Origin of the sequence: Thioalkalivibrio paradoxus ARh 1, assembly GCF_000227685.2 — a bacterium.
GTDB lineage: Bacteria > Pseudomonadota > Gammaproteobacteria > Ectothiorhodospirales > Ectothiorhodospiraceae > Thioalkalivibrio > Thioalkalivibrio paradoxus.
Genome location: NZ_CP007029.1, coordinates 495426 through 517034, shown reverse-complemented (window position 1 = coordinate 517034; position 21609 = coordinate 495426). Strand labels below are relative to the sequence as shown.

General features: G+C 68.2%; 23 protein-coding genes and 2 pseudogenes. 11 read left to right on the top strand and 14 right to left on the bottom strand.

Going from position 1 to position 21609, the window contains the following annotated elements; all coding sequences use genetic code 11:
* Positions 1-110 precede the first annotated feature (110 nt).
* Positions 111-932, top strand: a complete 822-nt coding sequence (locus tag THITH_RS02430; RefSeq protein WP_006746092.1) for a sulfite exporter TauE/SafE family protein — start codon at positions 111-113, stop codon at positions 930-932.
* Positions 933-960: 28 nt separating this feature from the next.
* Here the strand turns inward: THITH_RS02430 and THITH_RS18960 are convergent.
* The 5 genes and pseudogenes from THITH_RS18960 to gatC all read right to left on the bottom strand — a co-directional run bounded on the left by THITH_RS18960 (position 961) and on the right by gatC (position 5771).
* Positions 961-1203, bottom strand: a pseudogene (locus THITH_RS18960) (hypothetical protein).
* 84 nt (positions 1204-1287) lie between these two features.
* The gene (gene hslO, locus THITH_RS02425) at positions 1288-2274 is read right to left on the bottom strand and encodes an Hsp33 family molecular chaperone HslO (protein WP_232222230.1); all 987 of its coding nucleotides are present in this window, start codon (positions 2272-2274) and stop codon (positions 1288-1290) included.
* Positions 2275-2405: 131 nt separating this feature from the next.
* Complete coding sequence (gene gatB / locus THITH_RS02420) at positions 2406-3842, bottom strand: Asp-tRNA(Asn)/Glu-tRNA(Gln) amidotransferase subunit GatB (protein ID WP_006746094.1); 1437 nt, start codon at positions 3840-3842, stop codon at positions 2406-2408.
* Positions 3843-3866: 24 nt separating this feature from the next.
* Positions 3867-5321: an Asp-tRNA(Asn)/Glu-tRNA(Gln) amidotransferase subunit GatA gene (gene gatA, locus THITH_RS02415; protein ID WP_006746095.1), complete on the bottom strand. Its 1455-nt coding sequence runs from the start codon at positions 5319-5321 to the stop codon at positions 3867-3869.
* A gap of 162 nt (positions 5322-5483) precedes the next feature.
* Positions 5484-5771, bottom strand: coding sequence for an Asp-tRNA(Asn)/Glu-tRNA(Gln) amidotransferase subunit GatC (gene gatC, locus THITH_RS02410; protein ID WP_006746096.1), 288 nt, complete (start codon positions 5769-5771; stop codon positions 5484-5486).
* Between the two features lie 125 nt (positions 5772-5896).
* On the opposite strand from gatC, the gene THITH_RS02405 reads away from it, so the two are divergent.
* The 3 genes from THITH_RS02405 to mreD are packed head-to-tail and all read left to right on the top strand — an operon-like array spanning position 5897 to position 8333.
* Complete coding sequence (locus THITH_RS02405) at positions 5897-6943, top strand: rod shape-determining protein (protein ID WP_006746097.1); 1047 nt, start codon at positions 5897-5899, stop codon at positions 6941-6943.
* A gap of 26 nt (positions 6944-6969) precedes the next feature.
* Complete coding sequence (gene mreC, locus THITH_RS02400) at positions 6970-7845, top strand: rod shape-determining protein MreC (RefSeq protein ID WP_269667594.1); 876 nt, start codon at positions 6970-6972, stop codon at positions 7843-7845.
* Positions 7842-8333: a rod shape-determining protein MreD gene (gene mreD / locus THITH_RS02395; RefSeq protein WP_006746099.1), complete on the top strand. Its 492-nt coding sequence runs from the start codon at positions 7842-7844 to the stop codon at positions 8331-8333. The genes mreC and mreD overlap by 4 nt, the downstream gene beginning before the upstream one ends.
* A 105-nt stretch (positions 8334-8438) precedes the next feature.
* On the opposite strand, the gene THITH_RS18955 is transcribed toward mreD, so the two are convergent.
* Positions 8439-8645 (bottom strand): hypothetical protein, encoded by a 207-nt coding sequence (locus THITH_RS18955; RefSeq protein ID WP_006746100.1) that lies wholly within the window; start codon positions 8643-8645, stop codon positions 8439-8441.
* Positions 8635-8862 (bottom strand): hypothetical protein, encoded by a 228-nt coding sequence (locus THITH_RS19645; RefSeq protein ID WP_006746101.1) that lies wholly within the window; start codon positions 8860-8862, stop codon positions 8635-8637. Before THITH_RS19645 ends, THITH_RS18955 begins: the two co-directional genes overlap by 11 nt.
* A 145-nt stretch (positions 8863-9007) precedes the next feature.
* Here THITH_RS19645 and rnd point away from each other — a divergent pair, with 145 nt between their 5' ends.
* Positions 9008-10153 carry a ribonuclease D gene (rnd, locus tag THITH_RS02390; RefSeq protein ID WP_006746102.1) on the top strand — a complete coding sequence of 382 codons (1146 nt, stop codon included), beginning with the start codon at positions 9008-9010 and terminating at the stop codon, positions 10151-10153.
* 116 nt (positions 10154-10269) lie between these two features.
* Here the strand turns inward: rnd and THITH_RS02385 are convergent, their stop codons facing one another.
* On the bottom strand, positions 10270-10713 hold the full coding sequence (locus tag THITH_RS02385; RefSeq protein ID WP_006746103.1) for a hypothetical protein: 444 nt from the start codon (positions 10711-10713) through the stop codon (positions 10270-10272).
* 121 nt (positions 10714-10834) lie between these two features.
* Between THITH_RS02385 and THITH_RS02380 the strand changes: the two genes are divergently transcribed.
* On the top strand, positions 10835-11347 hold the full coding sequence (locus tag THITH_RS02380; protein WP_006746104.1) for a SprT family zinc-dependent metalloprotease: 513 nt from the start codon (positions 10835-10837) through the stop codon (positions 11345-11347).
* 56 nt (positions 11348-11403) lie between these two features.
* The gene (waaF, locus tag THITH_RS02375; RefSeq protein ID WP_006746105.1) at positions 11404-12426 is read left to right on the top strand and encodes a lipopolysaccharide heptosyltransferase II; all 1023 of its coding nucleotides are present in this window, start codon (positions 11404-11406) and stop codon (positions 12424-12426) included.
* A 127-nt stretch (positions 12427-12553) separates the two neighbouring features.
* Here waaF and THITH_RS02370 read toward each other — a convergent pair whose 3' ends face one another.
* From THITH_RS02370 to THITH_RS18950, 5 genes and pseudogenes are all read right to left on the bottom strand, one after another.
* Positions 12554-13621 (bottom strand): glycosyltransferase family 9 protein, encoded by a 1068-nt coding sequence (locus THITH_RS02370; RefSeq protein ID WP_006746106.1) that lies wholly within the window; start codon positions 13619-13621, stop codon positions 12554-12556.
* Positions 13605-14366, bottom strand: coding sequence for a 3-deoxy-D-manno-octulosonic acid kinase (locus tag THITH_RS02365; RefSeq protein WP_025367204.1), 762 nt, complete (start codon positions 14364-14366; stop codon positions 13605-13607). Before THITH_RS02365 ends, THITH_RS02370 begins: the two co-directional genes overlap by 17 nt.
* Positions 14367-14387: 21 nt before the next feature.
* Entirely contained in the window at positions 14388-15356 is a 969-nt protein-coding gene (gene rfaD, locus THITH_RS02360) for an ADP-glyceromanno-heptose 6-epimerase (protein WP_006746108.1), read from the bottom strand.
* 67 nt (positions 15357-15423) lie between these two features.
* Entirely contained in the window at positions 15424-16872 is a 1449-nt protein-coding gene (gene hldE, locus THITH_RS02355) for a bifunctional D-glycero-beta-D-manno-heptose-7-phosphate kinase/D-glycero-beta-D-manno-heptose 1-phosphate adenylyltransferase HldE (RefSeq protein WP_006746109.1), read from the bottom strand.
* A 239-nt stretch (positions 16873-17111) separates the two neighbouring features.
* Positions 17112-17302 (bottom strand): annotated as a pseudogene (locus tag THITH_RS18950) (hypothetical protein).
* A 207-nt stretch (positions 17303-17509) separates the two neighbouring features.
* On the opposite strand from THITH_RS18950, the gene THITH_RS02350 reads away from it, so the two are divergent.
* The 3 genes from THITH_RS02350 (at position 17510) to THITH_RS02340 (ending at position 20029) form a co-directional block, all read left to right on the top strand.
* Positions 17510-18124, top strand: a complete 615-nt coding sequence (locus THITH_RS02350; RefSeq protein WP_006746110.1) for a D-sedoheptulose-7-phosphate isomerase — start codon at positions 17510-17512, stop codon at positions 18122-18124.
* Positions 18121-18666 (top strand): D-glycero-alpha-D-manno-heptose-1,7-bisphosphate 7-phosphatase, encoded by a 546-nt coding sequence (locus THITH_RS02345; protein ID WP_006746111.1) that lies wholly within the window; start codon positions 18121-18123, stop codon positions 18664-18666. Before THITH_RS02350 ends, THITH_RS02345 begins: the two co-directional genes overlap by 4 nt.
* A 67-nt stretch (positions 18667-18733) precedes the next feature.
* The gene (locus tag THITH_RS02340) at positions 18734-20029 is read left to right on the top strand and encodes a 3-deoxy-D-manno-octulosonic acid transferase (protein ID WP_006746112.1); all 1296 of its coding nucleotides are present in this window, start codon (positions 18734-18736) and stop codon (positions 20027-20029) included.
* 269 nt (positions 20030-20298) lie between these two features.
* On the opposite strand, the gene THITH_RS18945 is transcribed toward THITH_RS02340, so the two are convergent.
* Positions 20299-20505: a hypothetical protein gene (locus THITH_RS18945; RefSeq protein ID WP_006746113.1), complete on the bottom strand. Its 207-nt coding sequence runs from the start codon at positions 20503-20505 to the stop codon at positions 20299-20301.
* Positions 20506-20591: 86 nt separating this feature from the next.
* Here THITH_RS18945 and lpxL point away from each other — a divergent pair, with 86 nt between their 5' ends.
* On the top strand, positions 20592-21515 hold the full coding sequence (gene lpxL, locus THITH_RS02335; RefSeq protein ID WP_006746114.1) for an LpxL/LpxP family Kdo(2)-lipid IV(A) lauroyl/palmitoleoyl acyltransferase: 924 nt from the start codon (positions 20592-20594) through the stop codon (positions 21513-21515).
* Positions 21516-21609 lie beyond the last annotated feature (94 nt).

Below are 21609 nucleotides of genomic sequence, written 5' to 3'. Positions count from 1 at the left end.
CTCCGCTCTGCCGCAAGCGGGAGCGGGGAGAAAGCCCTCCACCCGAAACGGGGCCGGGGCTCTGGGCGGGGCCCCATGCACACGCCCCACGCCCGGGCCGATAGCACTCGATGGATGCCTTGCTGATCGATAGCGGTCCCCTGGCTCTGCTGGCCGTCTTCCTGCTGCTGGGACTGGTGACCGGCATTCCCGCCGGAATGTTCGGCATCGGCGGCGGCCTGGTGCTGGTGCCGGCGCTGGTCTGGCTGTTCACCTGGATGGGCTTCGACAGCCAGTTCGTGGTGCAGGCCGCGATCGGGACTTCGCTCGGGGCGATCGTGCCGACCGCGATGGCCTCGGCCCGCGGGCACTACCTGAAGGGTGGCGTACACGCACCGTCGGTGCGCCGCCTGCTCCTGCCGATCGCCGCCGGCGCGATGCTCGGTGCCTGGCTCGCGATCCAGATCGACGGCCGCACGCTCGCGCGCGTCTTCGGCGTGTTCGAGATCGCGATCGCGCTGTGGCTGTTCGCAGCCGTCCGCCCGCCGACGCGGCCCGAGTCCGGACCCGCGGTCTGGTCCGCGGCCGGCACCGGCATCGGCGCCGTCTCCGCGCTGATCGGCATTGCCGGCGGCACGCTCACCACGCCCTTCCTGCTCAGCCAGGGTCGGGAGATCCGTCAGGCGATCGGCTCGGCGGCCGCGCTGGGAATCCCGATCGCGATCGCGGGCAGCCTGGTCTACCTTCTGCCGGCGCTGCTCGATCCCGCACTCGACGCACCATCCTGGAGCCTGGGCTACCTGTACCTGCCGGCCGTCGCCGGGATCGCGCTGGGAGCCGCGGTCAGCGTCCGCGGTGGCGTCTGGCTCGCCCACCGGCTGCCCGTGCTGATGCTGCGCCGCGCGTTCGCCGGCGTGCTGATGCTCGCTGGGCTCTACATGCTGCTGCGGTGAGGGCTCCCGAGCTGCCGATCCCTGCGACTCAAGCCGCCAGGGGCGCGGCCGGCCGAGCCCCCGACCGCTCGCAAGCCGTGCTAACTGTCATGGCCAGCGGCCCCCCGATGATGAAAGAGGCGTAGGGCGGAAAAGGCCGAAGGCCGTCATCCGCCAGCTGGCGCCCGGATTACCGCGGGCGCCTGGGCACTGCGAACGCCGTACGGCGGATGACGCTGCGCTTTTCCGCCCTACGGGTGGCCCGGAACACGAGACAGGCCGTGACTTTCACGCTAACGGCCTCCGGCAACGGGGCTGCGCCCGGGCCCCACTGTACCGCGCTGCGGCCCCAGCGGTGCAGCGATGCAACGCGGGATCAGTGGCGGGTCGAACCGACGTCGGGCTGCGGATCGGCGCTGGCGAACAGCGCCTCGGCGTCGATCGCGTCGAGGCGGTACCGGGCATTGCAGAACTCACAGGTCACCTCGACCCGGCCCTCCTCCGCAAGAGTCGCGCGGACCTCGTCCGCGCCGAGGCCGCGCAGCATCTCCTCGACCTTCTGCCGCGAACAACCGCAGGCGAAACGCATCACGTGCCCCTCCAGCAGCCGCACCCGTTCCTCGTGGAACAGGCGCAGCAGCAGCGCCTGTGCCGGAAGTTGCAGCAACTCCTCGGCGGCAACGGTATCGGCCAACAGCGTCGCCCGGATCCAGTCCTCGGAGTCGGGCCGGGTGGGAGTACCATCGGCCGCCGGCATGCCCTGCAACAACAGGCCGGCGGCACGCTCGGTCCCCGCCGCCAGCCAGACCCGGGTGGGCAGTTGCTCGGAACGTTCGAAATACCGGTCGAGTGCGGCAGACAGCGAGCCACCGCCCAGTTCCACCACGCCCTGGTAGCGGTCGCGTCCGGCACCCGGATCCAGCGTGATTACCAGCCGGGCATCGTCCCCGAAGATCTCCGCAAGATCGCCGTCGGGAACTTCGCCGCGGTAGCGCGCGAGCCCGCGCAGTGCGCGGCTGCCAGTGGCCTGCACTACCAGCAGGTGCAACGGCCCGGAACCGGTGATCTGCAGAATCAGTGCGCCGTCGAACTTCAACGTCGCCGCGATCAACGCAACCGCCGCATACGCCTCCCCGAGGCGGGCGCGCACCACCGGCGGGTAGTCGTGGCGCTCCAGAAGCGCCTTCCAGGCATCGTCGAGGTGCACCCACTCGCCACGCACCGCCGTGCGCTCCAGCAGGAAACGGTGCAGGGTATCCCGCTCGTCGCTCACCGGCCGTCCCGGATTCGGTTGTCCCGCATCCCTGCGTAGCGCGCGTGCCGGAGTGCGCGCTGCGGCGACGACGACGAAAACCTCGAACATGCCCGACAAGGCGCGGGATACAACGACCCGCGCGCAGGGCCGAGCCCGTTCCGGCGACGCGGGCCGACCGCGACGCCGCGACAGGCGTTTCCAGGCACCGGGAGCGGGCGCAGGAACACGTTCACGGGCGCTCAATCACCCTGCAACCGCGTGCGCAGGCGCTCGTTGACCTGGGCCGGGTTGGCCTTCCCGCGCGTCTTCTTCATCACCTGGCCGACGAAGAACCCGAAGACCTTGTCCTTGCCCGAACGGAACTGCTCGACCTGGGCCGGGTTCGCGGCGATCACCTCGTCGATGATCGCGTCGATCGCACCGGTATCGGTGATCTGCTTCAGCCCGCGCGCCTCGATGATCGCGTCGGCATCGCCCTCGCCGGACCACATCGCCTCGAACACCTCTTTCGCGATCTTGCCGGAGATCGTGTCGTCCTGGATCCGGGTCAGCAACTGCGCGAGCGCCTCCGCAGGAACCGGGCTGTTCTCGACCGCCACCTCGGAGCGATTCAGCGCAGCGGTAAACTCGCCCATCACCCAGTTCGCCGCAAGCTTCGGTGAGCCGCAACCGGCCGCCACTGCCTCGAAGTAATCGGCCAGCTCCCGGCTCGCGGTCAACGACCCCGCGTCGTAGGCCGACAGGCCGTATTCGCCGATGAAGCGGTCGCGCTTCGCGTCGGGAAGCTCAGGCAGGCGCGCGCGCATCGCGTCGACGAACTCCGAGTGGACCACCACTGGCAGCAGGTCGGGATCCGGGAAGTACCGATAGTCGTTGGCCTCTTCCTTCGAGCGCATCGAACGCGTCTCGTCGCGATCCGGGTCGTACAGGCGCGTCTCCTGCACCACCGTTCCGCTGGCCTCGAGCAGGTCGATCTGGCGTTCCACCTCGAAATTGATCGCGCGCTCGACGAAACGGAACGAGTTCAGGTTCTTGATCTCGGTGCGGGTGCCGAACGCCTGCTGCCCCTTCGGGCGCACCGACACGTTGGCGTCGCAGCGGAAACTGCCCTCCTGCATGTTGCCGTCGCTGATGCCGAGATAGCGCACCAATGCGTGCAGCTTTTTCATATACGCGACCGCTTCCTTCGCCGAGCGCAGGTCCGGCTCGGAGACGATCTCGAGCAGCGGCGTTCCGGCGCGGTTCAGATCGATGCCGGTCATCGCGGTGAAGCCCTCGTGCAGGCTCTTGCCGGCGTCCTCCTCGAGATGCGCGCGGGTCACCCCGATGCGTTTGCGGCCACCGTCCTCCAGATCGATGTCCAGATGCCCCTCGGCGACGATCGGCAGCTCGTATTGCGAGATCTGGTAGCCCTTCGGCAGGTCCGGGTAGAAGTAGTTCTTGCGCGCAAACACCGACCGCGGCGCGATGCGCGCATCGATCGCGAGCCCCAGCATCACCGCCTTCTCGACCACCCCGGCATTCAGCACCGGCAGCACGCCGGGCAGCCCCAGGTCGACCGCGCAGGCCTGCCGGTTCGGCTCCGCCCCGTAGGCGGTCGCGGCGCCGGAGAAGATCTTCGAGACGGTGTTGAGCTGGGCGTGGATCTCCAGCCCGATCACGGTTTCCCATTCCATCTGCTGCGCTCCCAGGGTCCTGTCCTAGACGAACGACGCGGGCATACGCGCATGCCAGTCGGTATCCTGCTGGAACTGGTGCGCGACCCCCAGCAGACGCGATTCGTCGAAGTAGTTGCCGATCAGCTGCAGACCCACCGGCAAGCAGCCGACCGTGCCCGCCGGCATCGACAGGCCCGGCAAACCGGCCAGGTTCACCGCGATGGTGTAGATATCGGAGAGGTACATCTTCACCGGATCCGCGCTCTTCTCGCCAAGGCGGAACGGCAGCTCCGGGGTCGTCGGCCCGGCGATCACGTCGACCTGCTCGAACGCGCGCCGGAAATCGTCGGCAATCAGTCTGCGCACCTTCTGGGCCTTCAGGTAATAGGCGTCGTAGTACCCGGCCGACAGCACGTAGGTGCCGATCATGATGCGCCGCTTCACCTCGGCACCGAAACCCTCGGCACGGGTGCGCGTGTAGAGGTCGGTCAGATCGCGCGGTTCGGCACAGCGGTAGCCGTACCGCACACCGTCGTAGCGTGCCAGGTTCGACGAACACTCGGCCGGAGCCACCACGTAATACGCGGGCACCGACAGGCCGCTGTTCGGCAGGCTGATCTCGACGAGTTCCGCGCCGCGGTCCTTCAGCACCGCCAGTGCGGCTTCGGTCACCTCGCGCACCGAGGAATCGAGGCCGTCGCCGAAGAACTCCTTTGGCAGCCCGATGCGCAGCCCCTTCAGGTTCGCTTTCAAGCCGGCGGTGAAGTCCTCGTCCGGGCGTTCGACGCTGGTCGAATCACGCGGATCAAAGCCCGCCATTGCATTCAGCATCAGCGCGCAATCCTCCGCGGTCGCAGCCATCGGCCCGCCCTGGTCGAGGCTGGACGCGAACGCGATCATTCCGTAGCGCGACACCCGGCCGTAGGTCGGCTTCACTCCGGTGATGCCGCAAAATGCCGCCGGCTGGCGGATCGAGCCGCCGGTGTCGGTGCCGGTCGCGGCCGGCACCAGCCGCGCCGCGACCGCTGCCGCGGAACCGCCCGACGACCCGCCCGGGACGCGGTCCGCGTCCCAGGGGTTGCGCACTGGCCCGTAGAAGCTGGTTTCGTTCGACGATCCCATCGCGAACTCATCCATGTTCGTCTTGCCCAGCGTGACCGCACCGGCGGCATTCATGCGCTCAACCACGGTGGCGTCGTAGGGGGCGACGAACGGATCGAGCATTTTCGAACCGCAGCTGGTGCGCACGCCGCGGGTGCAGAAGATATCCTTCTGGGCCACCGGGACGCCGAGCAGCACCGCCTGCTCGCCCTTGGCCAGCCGCCGATCGGCTGCGTCGGCGGCTGCCAGCGCCGCCTCCGGGGTGACGGTCACGAAACTGTTGATTTGCGCGTCCAGCCGGTCGACACGCTCGAGATAGAGTTCGGTCAATTCACGGCTGCTGATGTCCCGCGCGCGCAGGCGGCGGGCCCAGCCGGCAAGGGTATCGAGTGTCATCGCGTCAGGGTCCGTCGGTGGTACCTGGAGGTGTCGGCGGCGCGGCGCTGCGCCCGGCGAGCGCCGCAGGGCAACCGGTGGGCGCTGGCAGATCGCGCCGCCGCATTCCGCAAGATGGGCGCGGCACCCGGCCCGTCCCTGACAGGGGCGCGGTTGCCGGTGTCATTCGATCACGCGCGGTACGAGATAGAGCCCGCCCTCCACCGCGGGGGCGATCGCCTGGAACTCGTCCCGCTGGTCGGTTTCGGTGACCGCATCGGGCCGCAGGCGCTGCTCCGCGTCGAGCGGGTGGGCCATCGGCTCGATGCCGTCGATCTCGGCCGCGTTCAGGGCCTCGACAAAATCGAAGATGTCGCTGAGCCCGGCCGCGAATTCCTCGGCCTCCCGGTCGTCCATCGCCAGCCTGGCCAGGTCGGCAATGCGGTGCACTTGGTCACGGTTCAGGGACATGGCTCAGGATATTTTCGGGTCGAATCACGGACGGCAAACTTACCACAAACCCTTCCTTGCCCAAAGCCACGGCGGCTTGCTAGTCTTTCGCGTCCTTTATCGCCCGCTTCCCGCCAGGTTCAGCCATGTTCAAACGCGTTTTGGGGTTGTTCTCCAACGACATATCGATCGATCTGGGCACTGCCAACACGCTGATCTACATGCGCGGACAGGGCATCGTGCTGAACGAACCCTCGGTGGTCGCAATCCGCCAGGACCGCGGACCCGGAGGCCCGCGTTCGCTCGAGGCCGTGGGAACCGAAGCCAAAAAGATGCTGGGACGCACCCCGGAGAACGTGACCACCATCCGGCCGATGAAGGACGGCGTGATCGCCGACTTCACCACCACGGAGAAAATGCTGCAGCACTTCATCAAGAAGGTGCACGAACGCCGGGTCTTCCGGCCAAGCCCGCGCGTGCTGGTCTGCGTGCCCTGTGGCGCCACCCAGGTCGAACGCCGGGCGATCCGGGAATCGGCGTTCGGAGCCGGCGCACGCAAGGTCTATCTGCTGCAGGAGCCGGTGGCGGCCGCGATCGGTGCCGGAATCCCGCTGGACGAAGCAGTCGGCTCGATGGTGCTGGACATCGGCGGCGGCACCTCCGAGGTCGCGGTGCTGTCGATGAACGGCATCGTCTACTCGGAATCGGTGCGCATCGGCGGCGACACCTTCGACGAGGCGATCATGTCCTACGTGCGCCGCAACTATGGCGTGCTGATCGGCGAGGCGACCGCGGAACGCATCAAGCACGCGATCGGATCCGCATACCCGGGCAAGGATCTGCTCGAGATCGAGGTCAAGGGCCGCAACCTCGCCGAGGGCGTGCCCCGCTCGTTCACGCTCAACAGTAACGAGATTCTCGAAGCGCTGCAGGATCCGTTGCACGGCATTGTGTCCGCGGTGCGCACCGCACTCGAACAGACGCCGCCCGAGCTCGGTGCGGACGTCGCCGAACGCGGGATCGTACTCACCGGCGGCGGCGCCTTGCTCCAGCACATCGACCGGCTGATCATGGAGGAGACGGGCATCCCGGTGGTGATCGCCGAGGATCCGCTGACCTGCGTGGCGCGCGGGGGCGGCCGAGTGCTCGAAATGCTGGACGAAAAACGGGTCGACTTCCTGGCCAGCGAGTAGTCGTCCCGCCCGCTGGAGGACGTGTCATCGACAAACCGCTGTTCAGCCTGGGGGTCTCGCCGACCCTGCGCCTGCTGGCGGTGGTACTGGTCGCGCTGGCGCTGATGCTGCTCGACCACCGATTCAACCAGCTGCAAACGCTGCGCAACGTGTTCGCGACCGTGGCCTACCCGGTGCAGCTGGCGGTGGATGCGCCGATCCGGGTAGGTAGCCGCATGCTCGACTCGTTCTCGCAGCACGAGCAACTCGTGCTGGAGAACCGGCTGCTCCGATCCGAGCTGATGGAACTGCGCGCGCGGCAACTGCGGTTCGACGCCCTGCAGATGGAAAACGACCGACTGCGAGCACTGCTGCACACCTCGACTCAGGCAACCGAGCGGGTGCGGATCGCGAAACTGCTGGCCGTCGATCTGGATCCGTTCCGCCAGCAGATCGTGATCAACAAGGGGCGTCTGGACGGCGCCTATCCCGGGCAGCCGCTGATCAACGCCGACGGGGTCGTCGGCCAGATTCTCACGGCGCACTGGACCAGTTCCACCGCGCTACTGATCTCCGACCCCGGCCATGCATTGCCGGTCATCGTTGCCCGTACCGGCCTGCGCGCACTGGCGGTCGGCACCGGAAACCCGCGGCGGCTGAGCCTGCGTCACGTGCCGCCACAGGAGGACATCGAGGAAGGGGACCTGCTGCTGACCTCCGGACTCGGGGGCCGCTTTCCGGCCGACTACCCGGTCGCCCGCATCGTGTCCGTCGAGCATCGGCCGGGCGAGTCGTTCCTGCTGATTTCCGCCGAGCCCCTGGCGGCGCTGGACCGCTCCCGCGAGGTGCTGCTGTTGTGGACGGAGCCGCCCGACTCCGACAAGGCCCCGGACGAAGACGAATCGGCGGACGCCGCGGAATGACACCCGCTCTGGGGATCCCGGTACCGGTCGCGATCTCGCTGCTGGTCGCGCTGGCGCTCACCATCGTGCCGCTCCCCGATGCCATCGCCACCACACGGCCCGAGTGGGTCTTGCTCGTGCTGATCTACTGGGGCATGGCGTTTCCCCGCCGGGTCGGAATCGTCACGGCGTTCGTCGCCGGACTCTTCCTGGATGTACTCCAAAACCAGCTGCTGGGGCAGAACGCGCTTTCGCTCGCGGTGGCCATGTTCATCGTGCTGCAGATCTATCCGCGCATGCGGGTCTTTCCGGTCTGGCAGCAGTCCGTCGCGGTGGCGTTTCTGGTCACGCTGGTCAGCCTGCTCAACCTGTGGGTTCGCGGCGCGACGGGCCTGCCGCCGGACAGCATGATGTACTGGGCTCCGGTGCTCAGCAGCGCACTGGTCTGGCCGCTGGTCTATCGCGTGCTGCGCGATGCCCGCCGCCGCTGGCTGCTGCACCTGACCTGAGACGATCCGAGAATGCATCCCGGCCATCGCGAGGGTGTGGCGCACGACGCATCAGCACCCCCTGCCACCTTTCATCCGGGGTGCAGATTGATGCAAAGTCTCACGCTAACTCTCATGCCCTCGGGGGGCACCCCCGATGATGAAAGAGGCGTAGGGCGGAAAAGGCCGAAGGCCGTCATCCGCCAGCTGGCGCCCGGATTGCCTCGGGCGCCTGGGCACTGCGAACGCCGTACGGCGGATGACGCTGCGCTCTTCCGCCCTACGGGTCGCCCGGGACACGAGACAGGCCGTGACTTTCACGTTAACTTCCATGACCTATGTGGCCACCCTCGATGATGAAACAGGCGTAGGGCGGAAAAGGCCGAAGGCCGTCATCCGCCAGCTGGCGCCCGGATTGCCGCGGGCGCCTGGGCACTGCGAACGCCGCACGGCGGATGACGCTGCGCTTTTCCGCCCTACGGGTCGCCAAGGACACGAGACAGGCCGTGACTTTCACGTTAACCCAAGCCATGGCTGCCAGCGCCAGCATTGTTTCGGCACCGGGCCCCACGCAGGCATGTGCAGAATGCCAAGCTGAGACAATCAGGCGCACCGACGGCGATACCGGCCGGATACCAACAACAAACCGCGGGCGGCCCTCGTCGCAGCCCGCCCCGACATCTGCGGATCCTCCAATGCATGATCATGGGCTGATTACCACGGACACTGCCTTGCGCGCGCTGCTCGATGCGATCGCCGGGAGTCACTGGGTGGCGATGGACACCGAGTTCATTCGCGAAAAGACGTACTTTCCGAAACTGTGCCTGATCCAGCTCGCGACTCCGGACCATATCGCCTGCGTCGATCCGCTCGCACTCGGCGGTATCGGCGCGCTGGATGAACTGCTGCAAGACTCATCGGTACTCAAGGTCTTTCATGCAGCAAGCCAGGACCTCGAAGTCCTTTACCTCGTCACCGGCAAGGTGCCGTCCCCGGTCTTCGATACCCAGGTGGCCGCGAGCCTTCTGGGGCACGGGGAACAGGTCGGCTATGCCAATCTGGTAGAGGCGGTACTGCACCGCGAACTCGACAAGACCCAGTCACGCACGGACTGGGCGCGGCGGCCCTTGCAGCCCGCGCAACTCGAGTATGCGCGCGATGATGTGCGTTTCCTCACAGAATTGTTCTTGCAATTGCAAAAGGAACTCGAAGCCCTGGGCCGACTGGACTGGCTGCAGCCGGAAATGGAGGCATTGACCCGCCCCGAACAATACCGGCCCGACCCGGCCCAGGCCTGGCGCCGGGTCAGCGGGCACAAGCGACTCAAGCCGCGTGACCTGGCAGTGCTGCGCGAGCTTGCGGCCTGGCGCGAAAACGAAGCGCGGAATCTTGACCGCCCGCGCCGCTGGGTATTGAGCGACGACGCCTTATTGACGATCGCGCGCACGCGCCCCCAGGATCTTCAGGCGTTGCACGCGCAGCGCGGCCTGCCGAAAAATGTGGATGAGCAGCGGGCCCGGCAACTCCTGGAGGCCGTGCAAAAGGGCTGCGCGGCACCGAAGGAAACCTGGCCCGCGATCTCGCGAAGGCAACCGCTGAGCGAGGCCGAGGAAGTCGTCGCCGACGTCTGCATGGCGCTGCTGCGCGAACTCGCGCACCGGCAGCGGATCAGCCCCCAGGCCATCGCGAGCCGGAAAGACGTGGTGGCGCTGATACGCAGGGAAGACGGCGCTGCACTCGCACAGGGCTGGCGTGCGCGCGTCGCCGGGGCCGAGCTGCAGCGCTGGCTGGACGGGGCCAGCGCGCTGCGCTGCAGTTCATCGGGACTCGAACTGAACTGATGAGCCGTGTCGCTGCCCGACGCGCAACCGGGTGCAAAGATTGCTGGACGGACTCATTCCATCGCACCCGTCCAGCCTACGGCTCCCTACACGGAACGGGGATGCCCCCGGTGCGGTCAAGGGGCGCTGTATACGCCCCGGCGCGGCGAGTCCAAGCGCCCCTGGCGCTTCAGGTACGCCAGTGTCTGGCTAATGTTCTTGGTGTCGATGCCAGCCGCTTCGGCCTGTTCGCGAATTTCGCTCACCATCATCTCGGGCTTGGTCGCGACGATGTCGCACAGTTTCTGGCTGATGGTGCCGCTCGCCGCCGTTCCACCGCGGCGCCCACCTGCGGCGCGCGCCTTCTGGGCCCGCCCGCCAAGATCCCGGATTTCGCGATCGAGCTCCGCGAGTTCCGCCCGCTGCCGCGCTACAATCTCCTTGCGTTTCTTCCGCAGCGCTTCGAGTTTCTTCTTCCGGCTGGCCTCGCGCCGTTCGGCCTCCTGCTGCTCGCGCTCCCGCGCCAGCGCATACAATTCCTCAGCGGTAAGGTCAGAGATTTTCTTCGTTTCAGCGTCCATCAAATTTCCTCTTTCGTTCAATTGCTATGGTCGAGACTCTTGGGCAACAGCTTTTGTTCCATTCAAATTAATGGAAATCTCACGAATAAACAATAATCCCGTAGGGAGGCCGAACGTTTCCGTGCACCACCGCCTGACTGCAACACAAGAAGCCGCGATCCGCGAAGCGGCCGGTCAGTTTTACTACCGCATGGCGGCGCTGCCGATACCGGCGATCCGGTTCGACCTGCGTGGCCGGTCTGCCGGACAATGGCGCTTGCGCGACGGGATTGAAACCTTGCGTTTCAACCCGGAGGCCTTCCTGCGCGACTGGGATTCGCACTTTCCCGCCACCATCGCACACGAAGTCGCCCACTCGCTGGTCTACCGCCGCCTTGCCCCCGCGCGACCGCGTCCCCACGGGCCGGAGTGGCGGTCCATCATGGCACAATTGGGCTTTGCACCGGAGGTCACACATCGCACCCCGCTCAGCGGCCGGCGCAGCCGGGTTTATCTGTATCAATGCGGATGCCGCATGCACCGGCTCGGCCCGCGCCGGCATTATCTGGTGACCCGGCGAGGCTACCGGTATTCCTGTTCCCAATGCGGCACGACCCTGCATTACGGAAACCGGATGGAGTGGCAACCAGCCTGACCTTGTCGCATGGAACGAACCAGACACAGCACTTCCATCCTGTGCAGGCATCCCGCATGAGCGCAGGCGCAGCGCATCATCCGCTGCTGGTGGTAGGCCCTGCCTGGGTGGGCGACATGATCATGGCCCAAAGCCTGTTCATCACGTTGAACCGCAGCCGGCCGAACGCCCCGATCGACGTCATCGCGCCGCCGTGGAGCCTGCCGATCCTCGAGCGCATGCCGGAGGTGCGTCGCGGCATCGCGTTGCCCGTGGCGCACGGCGAACTCGCGCTGCGCAGGCGGTGGCAACTCGGCCGCCGCCTTCGGGCCGAGGGCTACGCCCAGGCGATCGTGCTGCCACGTTCGGCGAAGGCGGCGCTGCCGGTGTTCGCCGCGGGTATCCCGCGCCGCACGGGCTACCGGGGAGAGTTCCGCTACGGGCTGCTGAACGACATCCGGCCGCTGGACCGAAAGCGTCTCTACCGCACCGTCGACCGTTTCGTGAACCTCGGCCTGGCACCCGATGCCGCCCTGCCGGCACAGCTTCCCGAGCCGCGGCTGCGGATCCACCCGGCGACTGCCGCCGGGACAGCCACCGCGCTGGGCCTGAACGCCGAGGCCGCGCCAGTGCTCGCGCTGTGCCCAGGTGCCGAGTATGGCCCGGCCAAGCGCTGGCCCGAGGAACACTTCGCCCGCGTCGCCCGCGACCGTCTGGCGCGCGGCTGGCAGGTCTGGCTGCTGGGCTCGGACCGCGACCGCACGGCAACCGCGGCGATCGCGGCAACCGCTCCCGGGGCATTCGACCTCGCCGGACGCACCGCGCTGGCCCAGGCAGTCGACCTGCTGTCGCTGGCCCGCGCCGTCGTCAGCAACGATTCCGGGCTGATGCATGTCGCGGCCGCCGTGGACGTGCCGCTGATCGCGCTATACGGATCGTCGGACCCGAACTACACGCCACCGCTGAATGCCAAGGCAAGGATTCTCACCCTCGGCCTCGACTGCAGCCCCTGTTTCCGGCGCGAATGCCCGCTCGAGCATCTGAACTGCCTGCGCCAGCTGGCACCCGAACGCGTGATCGCGCTGCTCGACAAAACCTAGCAGCCGGTCTGACTTGGGCTGCCAGGGGCTGCCAGGGGCTGCCAGGGGCTGCCAGGGGCTGCCAGGGGCTGCCAGGGGCTGCCAGGGGCTGCCAGGGGCTGCCAGGGGCTGCCAGGGGCTGAGCGGATCAGACCGCGAGTCGGTCGATCCGCTCGCAGACGTCGGCGACCGTGATCAACTCCATCGCCTCCGGATGCCGGACACGCGTGCCCCAACGCAGCGTGTCGGGCTCGCGGCCGAGGAACCGGCGCACCGCGTCGGGATAGCGATCGACCACGAACTCTCGGTGGCGGTAGGGTCCGGTGCGCGCCGGGTTCGACGTGGCATACAGGCCGATGACCGGCACATCGAGCGCGCTGGCGACATGTACTGGCCCGGAGTCGGGCCCGACCAGGCCTGCGCAGCGCGCCAGCACTGCCGCCAGCTGTTTCAGACTGGTCTGCCCGACCAGGTCCACGGGGCGCTCGCGGGCTCCGGCCACGATCGCGTCCGCATACGCGCGCTCGCGCGCCGACGGTCCGCCGGTCAGCACCACGCGGAAACCGCGCGCGGCGGCATGGTCGGCCACCGCGATATAGCGTTGCGCGGGCCAGTCCCGGTAGTTGCGCAGCCGCTGGCTGGAACAGGCGCTGATCGCCAGCAACGGACGGTCTTCGGGAAGGACGCGCGCTGCGAAGGCCCGCGCGTCGCTCGGCAACGGAATCTCCCAGGCGAGCTCCCGCGCGGCCAGCCCGGCCCGTTCCAGAAAACCGAAGAATCCGTCCAGCACGTGCTCGCATGGTCGCGCGGCGATGCGCTCCGAAGTGAACAACCACTGACCGTTCACTGCGCGGGCGCGGTCGAAACCGATGCGCCTACGCCCGCGCAGGCCGGTCGCGATCAGGCTGGCGCGCAGCGACGCCTGCATCTGCAGAATCGCGTCGTGCACGCGCCCGGCCTCCTCGGTGCGCAGTTGTGCCCGGCAGCGGCGAATGCCCTCGCGCTTATCCAGCACCCGGAAGGTAACGCCGGGGATGTCGCCGACCAGTCCGGCCTCGGTGCGGCCCACCACCCAGGTGATCGCGGTATGCGGCCAGTGCCACTGCACGGTGCGCAGGATCGGCAGCACGTGCGTGGTGTCGCCGATCGCGGATAACCGGACGATACACAGACTGGAGGGCGCGCCGGCGCCGGCCGCGTCACCCACCCGGCGCATCGGCCGGCGGTGTGCCGCCCGGATCCCGGTAGCCCGCGAGCAGTACCGCGAAATCCCGTTCACAGTAGTGCCAGCGGTCGAGCAGGCGCAGGCGTTTCTCCAGATCCCTGCGCAGCCGCGCCAGGTTGCCCTCGCGCCAGGCACCGGGCACCCGCTGGCGCCCTCGATCCCAGTCGAGCAGCCAGACCCGGCCGCAGACGTCGAGCAGGATATTGCGGCTGTTCAGGTCCGCGTGACAGTAGCCGGCATCGTGGAACTGGCGGATACAGGCGCCGACCCGATGCCAGATCGATGCGCTGACAGGCGCCGCGCGCAACCGGGAATCCAGCGGGCCGGCGTCCGGAATCCGATGGGTAATCAGGTCTGCGCGGTAATACGCCCCCGCGCGCAGGAGGCGGGCCGCTACCGGCCGCGGAACCGGCAGCCCCCGGTCGCGCATTTCCGCGGTCAGCAGGAACTCGCGCCACGGCCGGCTCCGGCGCAGCCCGGTCCAGAGATACCGGTCACCGAGCACGCGCGCCACCGAGCCGCCGCGCAGGTAATGGCGCAGCACCCACTGCCCGTCATTCCCCGGGATCGGCGGATCGAAGAACAGCACCTGCCCGCGACCCATTGCCCCGCGGGCCGAGACCCACCCCTGCTCCACCAGGGCCGCGGGGTCGAACATCCAGGGTTCCGGGGGGCGATCCAGCGCGGCGTCGTGAATCAGGTAGCCGGCTCCGGACTGCTGCATCCGCCATTCCATCGCAATCGGGTGCCGCGCCGTCTACTGCGCCGGCACCGCCGCTCCCTGCCGCGCGCGGGTGTCGGCCACATAGCGCGCCGCGCCCGCCTCGACATCCCGGAACTCGAGATCACAGCCGGCCGCGCGCAGCGCGCTCAGATCGGCCTGAGTGTAGCTCTGGTAACGCCCCTTCAGGTGATCGGGAAACGGGATGTATTCGATCTCGCCGGAACCCCAGGCGCCGATGACCGCGCGCGCCATATCGTTGAAGCTGCGGGCGCGGCCGGTTCCGAGGTTGAAGATCCCGCTGACCTCGGGGTGCTCGAGCAGCCAGAGCTTCACGTTCACGCAGTCCTGCACGTCGACGAAATCCCGCTGCTGCTCGCCGTCGGCATAGCCGTCGCAGCCCTCGAACAGACGTACGCGTCCGGTGCCTGCCAGTTGGTTCTGGAAGTGGTGCGCGACGCTGGCCATCGACCCCTTGTGCTGCTCGCGGGGGCCATACACGTTGAAATAGCGCAAGCCCACGACCGGGGCGGCAAGCTCGTGCATGTGCCGGCGCAGGTACTGGTCGAACAGCAGCTTGGAATAGCCGTAGACGTTCAGCGGCCGTTCGTTCGCGGGATCCTCGGCGAACACCCGCCCACCGCCGTAGACCGACGCCGACGACGCATAGATGAACGGAATGCGCAGATCCTGGCAGGCATGGAACAGCACGCGCGTGTACTCGAAATTGTTGCGCATCATGTAGCGGCCATCCCATTCGGTGGTCGCCGAGCAGGCACCGAGATGGAACACCGCCTCGGCGCGATCCAGCACCGAGTGCTGCGCAACGCGGTCGGCGAAGTCTTCCTTGTCGAGGTAGTCCGCGATCGTGCAGTCGGCCAGGTTCAGCGCCTTTTCGCCGCGGGTCAGGTCATCCACGACGACGATGTCGGTCTGGCCTCGCAGGTTCAGTTCATGGACCAGGTTGCTGCCGATGAAACCTGCCCCGCCGGTGACGATGATCATCAGATTGCGACTCCTCGGTTCGTGCCGGGCGCACGCGGCCCCGGTCTGGATTCAGTCTGGATTCGGTTCAACCCGCCGACAGCGGCCTGCGGCTGCCGGCGAGCATGCGCTCGATCATCGCGGTGGTGGAACAGCCGTCGAGGAAGTCCAGGATCTCGACCGAGCCGCCATTGGCGACCACCGCGTCGTGGCCGGCGATCTGCTCCGGACGGTAGTCGCCTCCCTTCACCAGCACGTCCGGCAACACCCGGCCGATCAGCCGGGCCGGTGTATCCTCGGAGAACGGAACGACCCAGTCCACCGAGGCCAGCCCCGCGAGCACCGCCATGCGCTGGGCCAGCGCGTTCACCGGGCGGCCCTCCCCCTTCAGGCGCCGGACCGAATCGTCGTCGTTCACCGCCACGACCAGCCGGTCGCCGCGCGCCCGCGCCTGCTCCAGATAGCCCACGTGGCCGGCGTGCAGCAAGTCGAAGCAGCCGTTGGTCATCACGATGCGCTCGCCGTGCGCGCGCGCATCGGCCACCGCGGCGAGCAGTTCTCCCTCGTTGACCGCGCCGTGGCTGGCATCGTCCTGCTCGCGCAGCACCCGGCGCAGTTCCGCGACGGTCGCGGTCGCGGTGCCGAGCTTGCCGACCACGATCCCGGCAGCCAGATTGGCCAGCGCGGTCGCCTGCGCGAATTCCAGGCCCGCGGCCAGGCCGGCGGCCAACGTCGCGATCACCGTGTCCCCGGCGCCGGTCACGTCGTACACCTCGCGCGCGCGCGCCGGCAGGTGTACCGGCGGATCGCCCGGATGCACCAGGCTCATGCCATCCTCGCCTCGGGTGATCAGCAGCGCGTCGATCCCGCAATCCGCGATCAGCGCCTCGGCGCGCCGAACGATCTCCGCGGTGTCGGCACAGCGCCCCACCACCGCCTCGAACTCCGCAAGGTTGGGCGTGATCAGCGTGGCGCCGCGGTAGATCGTGAAGTCGCGCCCCTTGGGATCGACCAGCACCGGCAGGCCCGCCTGCCGTGCTGCCTCGATCAGCACATGTGGCGCCCGCAACGCGCCCTTCCCGTAGTCGGACAGCACCACCACGGCTGCTTCCGCAAGCAGAGGGCGGTACAGCGGCAGCAAGTCACGGGCCTGCAGTCCCTGAAAACCGTCCTCGAAATCGAGCCGAATCAGCTGCTGGTGGCGGCTGATCACGCGCAGCTTGGTCACCGTGGCGGCATCCGCCTGACGGTGCAGATGGCAGCGGATCCCGGCGTTCGCGAGCCGGTGTTCGAGTTCGGCGCCGGATTCGTCGTCGCCGATCACCCCGATCAGCGCCGGCGATGCACCCAACGCGGCCAGGTTCAGCGCGACGTTGCCGGCGCCGCCGGGGCGCTGCTCGATATCGCGCACATGCACCACCGGCACCGGCGCCTCGGGCGAGATCCGGGCGGTGGCCCCGTGCCAGTACCGATCCAGCATCAGATCCCCGGCTACCAGGATTCGGATGTCGTCGAAATCAGGGAGGGTGATCTTCATAAACACCAAGCCATGCAATGAATGGGCGTACCGAAGCAAGAAAGTGCTTCATTATCCCAAAAACCGCCGCAGCGAGCGCGCCACCGGCTGGCTTCAGTCGTCCTTGCAAGCGTAGCGCGGCACGCCAAAGCGCGCAGCGCGTTGAGCAGGCACAGACTGGCCCGCAGGGCGAGCGCAGCGAGGAATCGGAGCGGCTTCGGGAAGGCCGACGCCGTTTTGGATCGCCACCTCCGGCCACGCTACGCTCGCGGCCAAAGGCTACGCTCGTCGCACTGACCGTGCTTTCGAAGACGGCTCGTTCCGATTTGCCGAGCCTGCGCAACCATCAGGAGAAAGTATACAGAGGCGTAGGGCGGAAAAGGCCGAAGGCCGCCATCCGGCGCCCAGGATGCCGCGGGCGCCTGGGCACTGCGAACGCCGTGTGGCGGATGACGCTGCGCTCTTCCGCCCTACGGTCTGACGGTGCTTTCGAAGACGGCTCGTTCCGATTTGCGGAGCCTGCGTAACAATCAGGAGAAAGTATACAGAACGCTTTCCCTGGCGTTGCCCCGGCAGCGCCGCTGTGGGCCAACGCCATCGGTGGCGATTGCGCGCGCGCCCTTGGTACGCTAGAGCATTCAGCCTGGACAGCGCGCCCATGACCCCCGAGACCCTCAGCGACGTGTTGCGCGAAAGCGCGCGGATCAAGATGCGGCTTGCGGACGAGCAGGCCGGCGCAATCCTCGAGGTCATCGACACGGTGATCGCGGCTCTGGCGCGGGGCAACAAGCTGTTCTTTTTCGGTAACGGCGGAAGTGCCGCCGACGCCCAGCATCTGGCCGCAGAACTCGTCGGCCGGTTCATCCGCGAACGCCGCCCGCTGCCGGCGCTGGCCCTGACCACGGACACCTCGATCCTGACCAGCGTCGGCAACGACTACGGCTTCGACGAGATCTTCCTGCGCCAGATCCAAGGCCTGGGACGCCCCGGCGACGTCGCGGTGGGTCTGAGCACCAGCGGCAACTCGCCAAACGTGCTGAAGGCGATCGAGGCGGCCCGCGGGAACGGGCTGATCACGATCGCGATGACCGGCGAGGGCGGCGGCCGGCTCGTCGACCGGGCCCACTTCTGCCTGCGTGTACCTTCCAGCGATACCGCGCGCATCCAGGAGAGCCATATCGCCATCGGCCACCTGCTTTGCCAGGGGGTCGACGAGGCGGTCGCGCAGGGCCGCATCCCCGAGGAGGCCGGCAACGGGAACCCGCCCGCATGACTGCCCGCGCGCTGTTTCTGGATCGGGACGGAACCCTGATGGTGGACGTCGGCTACCCCAGTCGGCCGGAGCAGGTGGAGCTGCTGCCGGGCGCTGCCGAGGGCCTGGCAACACTGCGCGACGCCGGGTATCGGCTGTCGATCATCAGCAACCAGTCCGGTGTGGGCCGGGGCTATTTCGACGCGACGGCGGTCCAGGCCGTGCACCGACGGCTGCTCGACCTGCTTGCGGCCCGAGGCGTGTGCATCGACGATGCCGAGTACTGTCTGCATGCCCCGGAGGACCGCTGTGACTGCCGCAAGCCCTCGCCGCTGATGATCCGTCACTCCGCGGGCCGGCTCGGCGTCGACCCCGCGCAGAGCTTCATGATCGGCGACAAGGCCTCGGATATCGACGCCGGCCGGCGCGCGGGCTGCCGCACCATCCTGCTCGACCCGGCCGGGACGGGCAGTACGCAGGCCGATTTCACCTGCCGCGACTGGCAGGGAATCGTGCAGGCCGTGCTGCGCAACCACGACGGGTCGGCGGCGGACAGTGCATGACCGCTTCCGGAACGCCAATCGAACAGCCTCGGTCGCGAAACCGCAGCTGGCACCGAAGGAACCCGCGATGAACCTCGCGCGACGCCTGCTGTTCCATCTGGCGAGGCAGGGCTACAACGTCGTGATCCACCTGCTGATTCCGGCGGCGCTGCTGCACTTCCTCTGGCGCGCGCGGCGCGAGCCCGCCTACGGCCAACATATCGGCGAGCGCCTGTGCCGCGGACCCGCCCCGGCGCCGGCCCCGGACTTCTGGATCCACGCGGTCTCGCTGGGCGAGATGCGGGTCGCCGGCACCCTGATCGAGGCGCTGGTGCAGCAACACCCCGATCTACGCATCCAGCTGACCACGGTCACCCCGGCGGGCCGCGCCGAGGGGGGACGCCTGCAGGCGGGCGGGCTGCCCGTCGACGTTCGCTACCTGCCGCTGGATTCTCCGCTGCTGGTGCGCCGGTTCATCCGGCAGCTGCGCCCCCGCGCGCTGGTGCTGATCGAGACCGAGCTGTGGCCCAATCTGCTCTGGGAGTGCCGCCGGTCGGGCCTGCCCGCGATGCTGGCGAATGCCCGCCTGAGCCCCCGGCTGCGCGATACCTACCGTCGTTTCCGCGCGCTGTACGGGCCGCTGCTCGCGGGACTGGACTGGGTCGCGGCGCAGAGCCCTGCGGATGCCGCACACTTCCGGGCGCTGGGGGCGACGCGGGTCGAAGTGGCCGGCAATCTGAAGTTCGACGCGGCACCGGGCAGCGCCCGGACCGACCTGGTCCGGAGCCATTTCCTCGGGGAACGCCTGTGGGTCGCAGGCTCCACGCATCCCGGCGAGGAAACCCGACTGATCGAGATCCACCACCGCCTCTGCGAACGCTACCCACACAGTCTGATCCAGCTGTTGCTGGCGCCCCGGCACCCGGCCCGCGCGGAGTCCATCGTCGCCGAGGTGAAGGAGGCCGGGCTGAGCGCGGTCGCCCGTTCGCAAATGGACCCCTCGGGCACGGCCGCGGACGTGATCGTGCTCGATACGCTGGGCGAACTCGCGGCGCTCTATGCGCTCGGCGACGCCGCCTTCGTCGGGGGCAGTCTGGTCGATCACGGCGGCCAGAACCCGCTGGAGCCAATCGCGGCCGGTTGCCCGGTCATCCTGGGTCCGGATACCCGCAATTTCGCCGACATGGTCGCGCTGCTGGTCGAGGCCGGGGCCGTGCTGCAGGTGGCCGACGCCGACGCGCTGTTTGCGGCCCTGAACGGGCTGCTGGTCGACCGCGAACCTGCCCGCGAGCTGGCGCGTCACGCGCAGGAGACGGTCGGCATCCACCGGGGCGCAACCGAGCGGACGCTCGCGCTGCTCAGCCCGCAGCTGCGGCCCGATTGAAGCGCCACGGGACCGGATCCTGCACCATGTACGCTAACGATCATGACCCTAGGCCACCCCCGACCATGAAAGGCGATCGGCCAGAGGGCCGGCCTCCGGGGGGCGCAGTGCTGTTCAGGGTGGCCCGCGACGTTGGAATCCACCGTGTAGGAGCGAGCCTCGCTCGCGAAACGGCGTTGGGTGGACCCGCCAGCGGCCGGCGCGCCTGCGGCGCGTTCGCGTGCAAGGCACGCTCCCACAGGCGCCCGGGCATGGCCGCGACTTTCACGCTAACTTCCATGGCCTATGTGGCCACCCCCGATGATGAAAGAGGCGTAGGGCGGAAAAGGCCGAAGGCCGTCATCCGCCAGCTGGCGCCCGGATTGCCGCGGGCGCCTGGGCACTGCGAACGCCGTACGGCGGATGACGCTGCGCTCTTCCGCCCTACGGGTTGCCCGGGACACGAGACAGGCCGCGACTTTCACGCTAACGATCATCGCGATGCCCGCTCACGCCTTTCCCGGAGGCGGGAACGGGAAAGCACGCTCAAGGACAGGCCACCGATGGCAGGAGTAACCCGGTTGTGACCCAGACCCCACGCAAGCAGACCCTGTCCCAGCCGCCACTGGGCCCCTCCACCTGGCCCGTCTGGCCCGTCGTCGGCCTGTTCTGGCTCGCGACCCGCCTGCCGTTCCGTTGGCAGCATGCGCTGGGCCGCGGGATCGGATGGTTGTTTCTGCGCCTGGGCCGCAGCCGCCGCGAGGTCACCCGGGTGAACCTGCGGCTCTGTTTCCCCGACAAGACCGAGCAGGAGCGCGAGGCCCTGCTGCGGCAGCACTTCCAGGCAGCCGGGATCGGGTTGCTCGAAACGGTATCCGGGTGGTGGGCGCCGGCACGCCGCTTCGAAGGCCGCTATACGCTGGAGGGCATCGAACACCTCGACCGGGCGCTGGAACGAGGCCACGGCGCACTGCTGCTCAGTGCACACTTCACCACGCTCGAGTTCTGCGCGAGGATCCTGTCGCTGCACCGGCCATTCGCCGCCATGTACCGCCCCAACGAACAGCCCGTGGTCGACTACCTGTTCAAACGCAACCGCGAGCACCACACCTTGGGCGCGATCGAGCGCAACGACATCAAGGGACTGCTGCGCGCGCTGAAACGCAACACCCCGGTCTGGTATGCGCCGGACCAGAGCAAGAGTGGGCGGCAGACCGAGTTGATCCCGTTCTTCGGCGTCCCCGCCTCGACGCAAACGGCGACCCATCGAATCGCGCGGGTGAGCCGGGCGCCGGTGCTGCCCTTTTTCGGAAGCCGGCGGCCCGATGGCAGCTACCGGCTCACCATCCACCCGCCGCTGGCCGATTTCCCGACGGACGACCCGATTGCCGACACCACGCGCGTCAACCAGGTCATCGAACAGGCCGTGCTGGAAGCACCGGAGCAGTACTTCTGGAGCCACCGCCGGTTCAAGGCGCGCAAGGGCCTGCCCGACCCCTACAGCTGAACGGGCGCCGCGACCGAAATGCGGAAGGGTTCAAGGTCGGGCCGATCGAATCGCCGTATATTGAAAGGTTACCGGGACACTGCTGCGGCCTTCG